Source organism: Chryseobacterium sp. Leaf404 (genome assembly GCF_001424145.1).
GTDB lineage: Bacteria > Bacteroidota > Bacteroidia > Flavobacteriales > Weeksellaceae > Chryseobacterium.
Map to the genome: position 1 here is coordinate 142,839 of NZ_LMQM01000001.1, position 12,823 is coordinate 155,661.

At 38.6% G+C, this 12,823-nt stretch carries 9 protein-coding genes and 1 riboswitch; of the genes, 1 reads left to right on the plus strand and 8 read right to left on the minus strand.

Annotated elements, in window-relative coordinates:
* Positions 1-35: 35 nt before the first annotated feature.
* From metF to ASG31_RS19125, 7 genes are all read right to left on the minus strand, one after another.
* On the minus strand, positions 36-992 hold the full coding sequence (gene metF, locus ASG31_RS00620; RefSeq protein WP_056026635.1) for a methylenetetrahydrofolate reductase [NAD(P)H]: 957 nt from the start codon (positions 990-992) through the stop codon (positions 36-38).
* Between the two features lie 16 nt (positions 993-1,008).
* The gene (locus ASG31_RS18675) at positions 1,009-1,488 is read right to left on the minus strand and encodes a hypothetical protein (RefSeq protein WP_131725478.1); all 480 of its coding nucleotides are present in this window, start codon (positions 1,486-1,488) and stop codon (positions 1,009-1,011) included.
* 1 nt (position 1,489) lies between these two features.
* Positions 1,490-4,156, minus strand: coding sequence for a methionine synthase (metH, locus tag ASG31_RS00630; RefSeq protein WP_056026641.1), 2,667 nt, complete (start codon positions 4,154-4,156; stop codon positions 1,490-1,492).
* A 213-nt stretch (positions 4,157-4,369) separates the two neighbouring features.
* A complete protein-coding gene (locus ASG31_RS00635) occupies positions 4,370-5,380 on the minus strand; it encodes a homocysteine S-methyltransferase family protein (protein ID WP_056026644.1) in 1,011 nt (336 codons plus the stop codon).
* Positions 5,381-5,535: 155 nt separating this feature from the next.
* The gene (locus ASG31_RS00640; protein ID WP_056026647.1) at positions 5,536-6,702 is read right to left on the minus strand and encodes an O-succinylhomoserine sulfhydrylase; all 1,167 of its coding nucleotides are present in this window, start codon (positions 6,700-6,702) and stop codon (positions 5,536-5,538) included.
* Positions 6,703-6,808: 106 nt separating this feature from the next.
* On the minus strand, positions 6,809-8,344 hold the full coding sequence (locus ASG31_RS19120) for an ACT domain-containing protein (RefSeq protein WP_056028006.1): 1,536 nt from the start codon (positions 8,342-8,344) through the stop codon (positions 6,809-6,811).
* 11 nt (positions 8,345-8,355) lie between these two features.
* The gene (locus ASG31_RS19125; RefSeq protein ID WP_056026650.1) at positions 8,356-9,294 is read right to left on the minus strand and encodes an alpha/beta fold hydrolase; all 939 of its coding nucleotides are present in this window, start codon (positions 9,292-9,294) and stop codon (positions 8,356-8,358) included.
* Positions 9,295-9,357: 63 nt separating this feature from the next.
* Positions 9,358-9,469, minus strand: a riboswitch (SAM riboswitch).
* Positions 9,470-9,655: 186 nt separating this feature from the next.
* Here ASG31_RS19125 and ASG31_RS00655 point away from each other — a divergent pair.
* Positions 9,656-12,262, plus strand: coding sequence for an MGH1-like glycoside hydrolase domain-containing protein (locus tag ASG31_RS00655; protein ID WP_056026654.1), 2,607 nt, complete (start codon positions 9,656-9,658; stop codon positions 12,260-12,262).
* A 94-nt stretch (positions 12,263-12,356) separates the two neighbouring features.
* On the opposite strand, the gene ASG31_RS00660 is transcribed toward ASG31_RS00655, so the two are convergent.
* Entirely contained in the window at positions 12,357-12,782 is a 426-nt protein-coding gene (locus ASG31_RS00660; protein WP_056026656.1) for an OsmC family protein, read from the minus strand.
* Positions 12,783-12,823: the final 41 nt, after the last annotated feature.

The window sequence follows — 12,823 nt, forward strand, 5'->3', positions numbered from 1 at the left end:
TTTTTTTATAGCTGCTGAAATATCAGCTTAATCCATTAAAACAGTTCTCCTGCAACTTTTTTAATATTATCACTTTTCCCCATAGAGTAAAAATGCAGTACGGGAACGCCGAAATCAAGCAATTCTTTGCACTGGCTGATTGCCCATTCCACGCCGATCTGTTTTACTGCTTCATTATTTTTTGCACTTTCTACAGCGTTGATTAAGTCTTCCGGCAAATCAATTTTAAAAACCTGAGGCAAGAGTTTCAAATGTTTTTTTGTAGCAATCGGCTTGATTCCTGGAATAATGGGAACGGTGATTCCCATATCACGGGCTTTGTTTACAAATTCTATGAACTTTTTATTGTCGAAAAACATTTGAGTAACGATGTAATCTGCCCCGGCATCTACTTTCTGTTTCAGCCATTTCAAATCGTAATTCATTGAAGGCGCTTCCATGTGTTTTTCGGGATAACCGGCAACTCCGATGCAGAATTTATTGTGATCATCACACGCCTGCTCATCATGCAGATATTTTCCTCTACCCAAATCATTAATCTGATGAACCAGCTCCATAGCGCTGGAGTGGCCTCCGGGAGTGGCTTCAAAATACTGATGCCCTTTCATCGCATCACCTCGTAAGGCCATAATATTATCGATACCCAGATACATACAGTCCACCAAAAGATATTCTGTTTCTTCTTTGGTAAAACCTCCGCAAAGCAGGTGAGGAACTGTATCCACATTATATTTATGCTGAATTGCCGCACAAATTCCCAAAGTTCCGGGACGCATTCTTGTGATTCTGCGCTCCATCAAGCCATTACCTTTGTCTATGTAAATATATTCTTCTCTGGAAGTTGTCACATCAATAAATGGAGGTTTAAATTCCATTAAAGGATCGATGTTTTTATATAAATCTTCAATCCCTATACCCTTCTGTGGAGGAACAACTTCGAGGGAGAAAAGCGTTTTGCCGTTGGCGTTTTTTATATGGTCTGTGATTTTCATTTATTATAATAGTCGTTTAATTTTTGTATACCCAGTCAGTAATTAATTTGTTTGATTCTCCACAGCGAGCGTAAGAGTCGAGAGGAAAAGAAATTTTAAATCTGTATTTTCGGTCATTAAAGGTTTCGAAAAAATCAGTCGATTGCAATACAGCAAGATCAGATTTGATATCAACTGTGTAAATATTGGCTTTAGCAGGTTTAAGCTTTATTGATTTATCTTTAAAATCAAAACAATCAATATCTTTTTTGGCTAAATTTATTTTTTCAAAAGATTTTTTACTTTCATTATACATTTCCAGATCGATCAATCTCATATTACACAAATTAATTTTTTTCGGAATTTTGAAAGATTGAGAGTCTGTGTTTTTAATTGTTAATTTGAATTTCCCTGTTCCTTTTAAATTTTCTGAATTGATGGCTACCTGATAAGTACAGTTCTGCGCAAACGAAGAACTGTAGATCATAAAAATTATAAAAGAAAAAAGTTTTTTCATTTTAAATTCCATCTGCCAAATTAGGGTTCAGCCATTTTCTTGCTTCCTGTAGAGAAATGCCTTTTCTTTCGGAATACTCTTTCAACTGGTCTTCATCAATTTTTCCTAAACCAAAATACTTAGCATGCGGACTTCCGAAATAATATCCTGAAACGGCTGCAGTGGGGAACATGGCTAAACTTTCTGTAAGATAAACACCGATGTTTTCTTCCACTTTTAATAAATCCCAAATAGCATGCTTTTCCAGGTGATCGGGACAGGCTGGATAACCCGGAGCCGGACGAATTCCCTTGTATTTTTCAGCAATTAGATCTTCGTTGCTTAAATTTTCCTGATTGGCATAACCCCAGTATTCTGTACGCACTTTTTTATGTAAAAATTCTGCGTAAGCTTCAGCAAAACGGTCGGCGATGGCTTTTACCATGATGGCATTATAGTCGTCATTATCTTTTTCATATTGATCAGACAGTTCATCCGTTCCGAAACCTGTGCATACACAGAAAGCACCCATGTAATCAGTCTTACCTGAACTTTGAGGCGCAATAAAATCGCTTAATGCCAGATAATCTTTCCCTTGTGAACGCTGAGCCTGCTGTCTCAAAGTAAGGAATTTAACTTTCTCTTCATTATTTTCGTCAAAGATTAGAATATCGTCTGTTTCGTTAGAATTGGCTTTAAAAATTCCGAAAATGGCTTTAGCAACCAACAGTTTTTCGTCAACAATTTTCTTTAAGATTTTCTGTCCGTCTGCAAACAATTCTTTTGCCTGCTCGCCTACCACTTCATCGTCAAAAATATTCGGGTATTTCCCGTGCAGATCCCAACTTCTGAAAAACGGCGACCAGTCTATAAACGGAATGAGCTCTTCCAAATCCTGATTTTCAAAAACCTGAATACCCAGTTGATTCGGGGTAAAAATTTCTTCGTTTTCCCAATCGATTTTAAACTTCTCTTTTCTTGCATTTTCAAGCGAAGTATAAGTTTTTTCAATCTGTCTGTTCAAAAATTTCTCTCTGAATTCTGAGTAGTCTGTTTTCAAATCATCCACATATTCTTTATTTCTGTCGCCCAAGAGTGAACTTACTACATTTACAGCTCTGGACGCATCATTCACATGAACAACTGCGTTTTTGTATTTTAAATCAATCTTAACCGCTGTGTGCGCTTTGGAAGTTGTTGCACCACCGATGAGCAAAGGAAAATTTAAGTTTTGCCTTTCAAGTTCTGAGGCGATGTATACCATTTCATCCAGACTTGGCGTGATCAAACCGCTCAGACCGATGACATCGACGTTGTGCTCAATCGCGGCCTGAATAATTTTTTCGGCAGGAACCATCACGCCCAAATCGACAATATCGTAATTATTACAACCCAAAACCACGCTCACAATATTTTTTCCGATATCGTGAACATCACCTTTTACAGTTGCCATCAAAATTTTTCCGTTGGGTTTCTGAGCTACGTCTTTTTCAGCTTCGATAAATGGCTGTAAATAAGCAACGGCTTTTTTCATCACGCGGGCAGATTTCACTACCTGCGGAAGAAACATTTTTCCGGCACCGAAGAGATCTCCTACAACGCCCATTCCGGTCATCAGATTGACTTCGATGACATGGAGCGGGCGGTCAGCAAGCAATCTGGCTTCTTCCACATCTTCTTCTATAAACCGGTCAATTCCTTTTACCAGAGAATGCGTGATTCTTTCCTGCAATGAGTGTGTACGCCATTCAAGCTCCTCAACTTTTTCTTTTTTAACCGATTTATTTCTTTCGGAATAATCTAAAAGTCTCTCCGTGGCATCATCTCTTCTGTCGAGGATTACGTCTTCTACAAGCTCGAGAAGTTCTTTATTAATTTCATCATAAACCTCAAGCAATGCAGGATTTACGATTCCCATGTTCATCCCCGCCTGAATTGCGTGGTACAGAAAAACCGAGTGCATCGCTTCACGCACCGTATCATTTCCACGGAAGGAAAAAGAAACATTGGAAACTCCGCCGCTCACAGATACATAAGGAAGATTCTGACGAACCCAACGTGTTGCTTCAATGAAATCGACTGCGTTTCTGCGGTGTTCATCCATCCCGGTTGCTACTGGAAAAATATTTAAATCGAAAATAATATCTTCGGCCGGAAATTTTACTTCATTAACCAGAATATCATAAGAACGCTGGGTAATTTCAAGTCTTCTATCGTAATTATCGGCTTGCCCCACCTCATCAAATGCCATTACTATCACCGCTGCACCGTATCTTTTGATGGCTTTGGCGTGTTTTACGAATTCCTCTTTTCCTTCTTTTAAACTGATGGAATTGACCACGCATTTCCCCTGAACGACCTGAAGACCAGCTTCCAGAATTTCCCATTTGGAAGAATCGACCATGATTGGGATTTTGGAAATATCGGGTTCGGAGCCTATGAGATTTAAGAATTTGATCATGGAAGCTTTCCCGTCGATCAAACCGTCATCAAAATTGACGTCAAGAATCTGAGCTCCTCCTTCTACCTGGTCTCTGGCGATATCTAAGGCTTCAGAAAATTTCTCTTCTTTGATTAATCGTAAAAACTTTTTGGATCCGGCAACGTTTGTTCTTTCGCCAACGTTGATGAAATTACTTTCGGGAGTTATAATTAACGGTTCTAAACCGGATAATTTTAAATATTTCATAGTTATAAATGTAACAATGTATCAGTTTAACAGTTTACCAATCGGAATATTTACTAAATTGATTTTGTTTAATTTTTTATTGTTTTATCAGCTTTGAATCTCTCGCAGCCCGACTTGAACGGAAATCCTTTTTTGCCTGCACTAAAGCTCAACCAGCTAAAATATTGCAGCAAAAAAGATTGGTAGTGGAAGGCGGAAATAGCTGCCCAAAAACTAAATATCCGCAACCACTTTTCTCGGTTCGTATTTATCTACCAAATCGGCAATCGCTTTGATGTGTTCCGGCGTTGTACCACAGCATCCGCCGATAATATTGATCAATCCCTTCTCAACGTATTCTTTAATCTGAGCCGCCATCTGATTTGGAGGTTCGTCATACTGGCCGAAAGCGTTTGGCAAACCTGCGTTGGGATAGGCCGACACAAAAAAGTCTGAATTGTGCGCCAAAGTCTCTAAATAAGGCGTCAGCTGATTGGCTCCCAAGGCGCAGTTGAAGCCTACGCTCAGTAAATTGAGATGTGAGACTGAAATCAAAAACGCCTCAGCTGTCTGCCCGCTCAATGTTCTTCCTGACGCATCGGTAATTGTACCTGAAACCATGATGGGGATTTGAATATTTCTTTCTTCCTGAATTTCGTCAATAGCAAAAAGTGCCGCTTTTGCATTGAGAGTATCGAAAATAGTTTCTACCAAAAGAATGTCTGAACCGCCGTCTAATAAAGCTTCGCACTGTTGTTTGTAAGCGAGTCTCAATTCTTCAAAGGTGATTGCACGAAAGCCGGGATCATTCACATCCGGGCTTAAACTTGCCGTTCTGTTGGTAGGCCCGATGGAGCCCGCAACAAATCTTGGTTTGTTCGGATTTTGGGCTGTAAATTCGTCGCAAACTTTTCTGGCAATTTTTGCAGATTCACAGTTGAGCTCATACACCAAATCTTCCATGTGGTAATCTGCCATCGCAATTGTAGTTCCGGAAAATGTGTTGGTTTCGATGATGTCTGCACCTGCCTCCAGATATTTTCTGTGGACTTCTTCAATTGCCTTTGGCTGTGTGAGTGAAAGAAGGTCATTATTTCCCTGAACGGGATGTTCCCAATCTTTGAAACGCTCACCACGGTAATCTTCTTCCTGAAATTTGTATCTCTGAAGCATGGTTCCCATAGCTCCGTCGAGGATAAGAATTCTTTCGGAAAGGGCTTTGTATAGTTGTTTTGTATTTTTCATTTTATTTAATACTAATTACACGAATTATATTCGACTTTTTCAATTTTTTGCGCTGAATCTCTCTTGCAGCCCGACTTGAACGGAGCTCTTTTTGTCGCAGCGAAGCGGAGGCAAAAAAGCGGGAGTGGAAGGCGGATACAGCTGCCCAAATCATTCTAATCCAGTGCCTGCTTCAAATCTGCAATAATATCATCCACATTTTCCAGACCTACTGAGCAGCGAACCAAACCAGCGGTAATTCCCACTTCATTTCTTTCTTCATCAGACAATTTGGAATGCGTTGTAGATGCAGGATGCGTGACAATCGTACGGGTGTCGCCCAGGTTTGCAGAGAGGGAACACATTTTTATTTTATCTAAAAAGTTTCTTCCGCCTTCAATGCCTCCCTTGATTTCGAAGGCAACAATATTTCCGCCTAACTTCATTTGTTTTTTGGCAATTTCATAGCTTGGATGCGATTTTAAAAACGGATATTTTACCATTTGTACATTGGGGTGATTTGCTAAAAACTCTGCCACTTTCAATGCGTTTTCACAATGTCTTTCTACGCGGATGGCCAATGTTTCTAAACTTTTAGACAAAACCCAGGCGTTGAATGGTGACATGGCAGGGCCTGTATTTCTTGCGAAAAGATAAATCTCACGGATCATATCTTCTCTGCCCACTGCTACTCCTCCCAAAACACGACCCTGACCGTCAATCAGTTTTGTGGCTGAATGCACTACCAGATCAGCTCCGTATTTTATTGGCTGCTGAAGGTAAGGCGTCGCAAAACAGTTGTCTACAATGAAAATAAGATTATACTTTTTGGCAATCTTTCCGAAAAATTCGAGATCTAAAATTTCAATTGCAGGGTTTGTGGGGGTTTCGAGATATAAAATCTTTGTGTTTGGTTTGATGTACTGCTCAACGTTTTCAGAATCTTCGGCTTTGAAATAGGTAGTTTCAATATTCCATTTCGGAAAATATTTTGTGAACAAAGTGTGCGTAGATCCGAAAACCGACTGACAGCTCACAATATGATCTCCAGCATCCAACAAAGTTGCAAATGTAGAGTAAATTGCGGCCATTCCGGTGGCAAAAGCATAACCTGCCTCAGCGCCTTCCATTTTGACAATTTTATCTGTGAATTCTGTGACGTTTGGGTTTGAAAACCGGCTGTACAGATTTTTAGATTTCTCTTCGGCAAAACTCGCTCTCATATCTTCTGCGTCTTCAAATACAAAGCTTGAAGTAAGATATAAAGGCGTAGAATGCTCATCAAACTGAGATCTTTCGGTTTGGGTTCTTATCGCGAGGGTTTCAAAATTTTCTTTTTCCATAAATTTAAATTTACCAATCTACCAGTGTATGAATGTAACAATGTAACAATATAAAATGCCATAAATTGACTATTACACTGGTAAATTGTTATATTGGTACATTAATCTATTTTGTTTCACTGAGTCTTAAAATATCGCCGAAAACACCGCGCGCGGTTACTTTTGCTCCAGCGCCTGCGCCCATGATGACAATTGGGTTTTCACCATAACTTTCGGTATAGATTTCGAAAATTGAGTCTGAACCTTTGAGCTGTCCTAAAGCAGAAGTTGCGGGAACAGAGATTAACTTCACATCTAGTTTGCCTTTTTCCTGTTGTAAATCTCCGTGCAGATCGCCAACATATCTTAAAACATGATTTGGCTCCTGATTTTTCTTAATTTTTTCATACTCATCATCCAATTCTTCGAGTCTTGCAAGAAATTCCTGTTTTGAAACGGAAAGTAAAGCTTCAGCAACTAAATTCTGAATATTGATGTCACTGAATTCATTGATTAAATCCAGTTCTCTCGCTAAAATCAACAGTTTTCTGGCAACATCATTTCCAGACAGATCTTCTCTCGGATCCGGTTCTGTATAGCCTTTTTCCAAAGCTTCATTAACGATTGTGGAAAACTTATCACCCCTTAAAGAAAAATTATTGAACACGTAGCTCAATGTTCCTGAGAAAACCCCTTTGATTCTGGTAATGTTTTCACCCGAAAGGTGAAGAAGTTTAATGGTGTCAATCAAAGGTAAACCTGCACCTACATTGGTTTCATAAAGATAACGTCTGTTGTTTTTGTTCAACGTATATCTTAGTTTACGGTATTCTTCAATAGGAAGTGTATTGAAAATTTTATTGGAAGAAACCAAATCAAATCCATTTTCGGCCAAGGCATGGTAGTTTTTTACAAAATCCACACTCGCGGTATTATCTACAACGATAAGATTTTCCAGTTGATTTTCTTTTGAGAAATTGATTAATTCAGAAATATCAGAAGATTTTTCGGCTGCAAAAATTTCATTGTTCCAGGTAGAATCAAATCCTTTTTTATTGAAAGCAATTTTCCGGGAATTGGCTACAGCAACTACTTTCAGATGTATATTTTTTCGTCGCTTAATTTCTTCAGAAGAATGTAAAACCTGTTCGATTAAAGTTTTACCAACATTTCCGTGACCGATGATTGCCAAATGAACGGTTTTCGGTTTTTTAAAAATTTCAGATTCAATAATGTTTTTAGTTTTCTCATCCTGGGAAGAGGTAACAACTATATTTATTCGTTTTTCGCTCGAATTTTGGTTTAGCAGCAATGGGAACACATTATTTCTGGCAAGTTCAGAAAGTATTTTATTCAGATCATCCGCCACAAAACCAATCACAGAAACATTATTAATGCTGTAAATCTGAGAAACCTTTCCAGATTTTCTCTCTTCGGCAAACTCGTCAATCAGGCAGGTTACTGCTTTTTCAGAATCATCTTCGTGTACCAGAATAGACAAGCCGTTTTCTACAGCCTGCTGAGAGATTACTCCCACACTTATTCTTGCCAGAGTGAGTGCTTTAAACACCCTTCCGTCAATCCCGATTTCACCCAGAAAATCTGCTCCTTCAAATTTAATGATTGATCTGTTTTTAAAAAATTTTATTTCGTTGGCATTCATCTTACTCATTTCTACAAAATATTTTTTATGATAGTATTTAACTGTTGGTATTCCATTAAAAAGGCGTCGTGGCCGTGAATTGATTTGATCTCGTAATAGTAAACATCATCTTGTTCTTTTTTCAGCTTTTCACAGCACATCCGGATTTCAGAAGCAGGGAAAAATAAATCTGTATCAACAGAAATCATGTGAATCCGAGCCTTAATTTTACTCAGGTAACTATCATTCACGTTAATATTCATTAACAAATGGTTCATCAGTTTGTAAGATTTCAAACTAAACCTTTCGTTTAAAGAATCTCCGTGATATCGGAGCCAGTCTTCTGATTCCAGCCTGTTTTTTTCCTGATTATATTTATTTCTGAATCTTTCATTCAAAGATTCTGGGGTTCTGTAGCACAGCATGGCATGAATTCTGGCTTTCTGTAAAGGTTCGTCATTCTGATTCAATAAAAACTTCTGAACGAGACATTGGGCATGAAGCCAGTCGTGAGTTTTGTAATCGCAGGCTATCGGAATAAATATTTCTGCGATTGCAGGATTTTCAGACAACATGTGCCAACCTATCCCGCCGCCAAGTGAACCGCCGATAACGGCGTACAGATTCTTAATCTTTAAAATTTCAAGACCTTTTAGAAAGATTCTGGCTATATCTGAAGGTGTGAAATCTTCATACTCATCAATTAAAAATTCATCAAATCCGTTTCCGGGAATATTGAAACAAAGCACTGTATATTTATTGGTATCAATTGCCTGATTTTCAGCGATCAACTGTTTCCACCAACCTTTTTCTCCGGAAACGTTTGAATTTCCAGTTAAGGCATGATTAACTAAAATGATAGGTGCTGAAAACAAGTCTTTCCCAAAAAGCTGATAGCTTAACGGGATATTGTATTGTTTACCGGAATTGGTTTGATACGAAAAATTAATATGTTTAAGTTCTGGCTTCAATTCTATTACACTTTATGATAATACAATTGAAAATGCCACAGGAAATGGCTGAAAAAAATCAGTAAGTTATCTGTCCAAAAAATAAAACTTTTGGTAGAACGTAGCACCTTCTTCGCTTGCGCAAAGGGTTGCTAAGGTTTCACAGGGTCTGTCCCTCAACCTTTCTTGATAACATTTTCAATATTTTAATGAACGAATGGTGCAAAGATATGGCATTATTTTTAATTATTAAAATAAATTAATGTAACATTGAAAATTAGCTCTGATAAAAGCATTACAATGAATATTAATAATTATTCAGACCATAAAAATTGTTTTTTATTCACAAAAAAAATTAAATTCGTAAGGTAAAAGTACTTGTATGACTGTAGAAAAAGAAAAATTAAACAGCCACGACTGGCAAAACTGGGGGCCATACGTGAGCAACAGGCAATGGGGAAATGTGCGTGAAGACTACAGCCCAAACGGTGATGCATGGAATTTCACCAATCATGACAATGCTGAAAGCTACACCTACCGCTGGGGTGAAGAAGGGATTGCCGGAATTTGTGATCATAAACAACTTTTATGTTTTGCGTTGTCATTTTGGAACGGGAAAGACAAAATGGTGAAGGAACGTTTCTTCGGGCTGAGCAATCCTCAGGGAAACCATGGTGAAGATGTGAAAGAACTTTTCTACTATCTTGATAACACCCCTACTCACAGCTACATGAAAATGCTGTATAAATACCCCATTAATGAATTTCCTTATGACGATATTCGCCGGGAAAATGCCAGCCGAAGTAAAAAAGAACGTGAATACGAAATTGTAGACACCGGAATTTTTGACAATGATGAGTATTTTGATATTTTTATCGAGTACTGCAAAGCAGACCGTGACGATATCTTAGTAAGAGTAAGTGTTTACAACAGAAGTAAAGAAGATGCACCACTTACCATTCTGCCCACACTATGGTTCAGAAACAACTGGAAATGGGGTTATAATGAATACAAAGGACAGCTTAATGCTTTTTCTGATGACCAAATTAATATTTACCACGACAGTATTGCTATTAAAAAGCTCTACACTAAATCTTCCGGTGAAGCTCTTTTCTGTGAGAATGAAACCAATACTCCCAAAATTTACGATTGCCCTGAGAGAGAAAACGCTTATTATAAAGACGGAATCAACAATTACATTACAAAAAAGCTGCCTACAGTAAATTCTGAAAAAAGGGGCACAAAAGCTGCAATTTCTATCAATAAAAATATAAAAGCAGGCAGCTGCGAGGTATTTGAATTTAAACTTGCCTCTTCGGAAACCGAAAATCCTTTTGAAAATTTTGACAGTATTTTTGCTGAAAGAATCGCTGAGGCTGATGATTTTTACGCAACCGTTCAGGAAGAAATTCTAAGTGATGACGAAAAAAATGTGCAGAGACAGGCGTTTGCAGGATTGCTTTGGAACAAACAGTTTTATCACTACAACGTAGGAAAATGGCTGAAAGGAGATCCTAAATTTGAAGCTCCGAGAAATTTTAAACAGTATGTGAGAAATTTTGAGTGGGACCACCTTCACAATAAAGATATCATTTCTATGCCGGATAAATGGGAATATCCGTGGTATGCAACCTGGGATCTCGCTTTTCACTGCGTGCCGTTTGCCTTGATTGATGCCGATTTTGCAAAAAACCAACTTGTTCTTCTCACCAAAGAATGGTACATGCACCCGAATGGACAAATGCCCGCCTACGAATGGAATTTAAGCGACGTAAATCCTCCGGTTCATGCCTGGTCCTGCTTCAGGGTTTTTAAAATCGACGAGAAAGCCAACGGAAAACCGGATCTGTTATTTTTAGAAAAAGTTTTCCAGAAACTGCTACTGAATTTCACATGGTGGGTAAACAGAAAAGACAAAAACGGTCAGAATATTTTTGGCGGAGGCTTCCTCGGTCTCGATAATATCGGTGCGTTTGACAGGAATATGGAACTGAGAGATGGTGAACATCTTGAGCAGGCAGATGGTACAAGCTGGATGGCAATGTATGCACTCAACATGATGAGAATTGCCATGGAGCTGGCTCAGTATTACCAGGTTTATGAAGATATGGCCATCAAATTTTTCGAACATTATCTTTACATTGCTGAAGCGATGGAAAACCTTGGTGAAGGAACCAAAGGTCTCTGGAACGAAGAAGACGGCTTTTTCTATGACGTTTTACAGTTGCAGAGCGGCGACGCGGTTTCTTTGAGACTGAGAAGCATCGTTGGATTAATTCCCCTGTTTGCCGTAGAAATTATAGACCATCACCTGCTTGAAAAAATGCCGAATTTCCAAGGCAGAATGGAATGGATTCTGAAAAACAAACCGGAACTTGCCAATCTCGTTTCGCACTGGGATGAAGAAGGCCATGGCCGGAAGCACCTGATGAGCATTGTAAGAAGAACCCGATTAACAAAGGTCTTAACAAGAATGCTTGATGAAAAAGAGTTTTTGAGCATTTACGGAATCCGTGCGATGTCTAAAGTTTATGAAGAAAATCCGTTTGTATTCTCAATAGACGGTGTTGAAAACGTTGTTTATTATACTCCTGCAGAAAGCGACAGCCGTATGTTTGGAGGGAACAGCAACTGGCGTGGTCCAATTTGGTTTCCTATTAATTTCCTGATTGTGGAAAGCCTTCAGCGTTTCCACTTTTATTACGGAAGCAGCTTTCAGGTAGAATTTCCCACAGGAAGCGGCGAAAAGAAAGATCTTGATGAAGTTGCCCAGGATATCAGCAACAGACTTTGTTCAATATTTCTGAAAGACGAAAATGGAAGAAGAGCCTTTAACGGTGAATACGATAAATTTAATTTTGACGAAAATTTTAAAGATTACATCACTTTCTTTGAATATTTCCATGGTGACAATGGCCGTGGCGTAGGAGCTTCACACCAAACGGGATGGACTGCAACAGTGGCGAAACTTTTAAGACCAAGGATGTAAATTTTTGTTTGAGGGTTTGAGTGTTTGAGTGGAAAAGTTTTCATTACATTTCAGCTCTTACACACAAACGCTCAAACTCCAATACGCTCCCTCCCTACAGCTCAACCTTATTTCCATTTACAAAAACTTCGTAGCTGATTTCTACATTCGGTTCCAAGGTTTTTGAGACGGAACAGTATTTTTCAAATGATAATTCTGAAGCTTTTAATGCTTTTTTTGGATCGATATTCCCTTCCAGAAAGAATTTTACAACCATTGATTTGAATGGTTTTGCATCATCTACCGGAATTCGTTCGCCTTCCACTTCTGCTTTAAAATCTGTGATTTCCTGTCTTTGTTTTTTCAGGATGGAGACAACGTCAATTCCGCTGCATCCTGCTACTGCCATCATGACGCTTTCCATGGGAGAAACGCCTTTTGCTCCAGGTTGCGAAGTGTTATCTAAAAGAATTGAATTTCCCTGTGCGTTGGTGCATTCAAATAAAAAATCGTCATTGATTCGGTTGAGGGTTATTTTCATGAGTAATGAGTAATGAGTAATGAGTGTAAAATTACAAAATC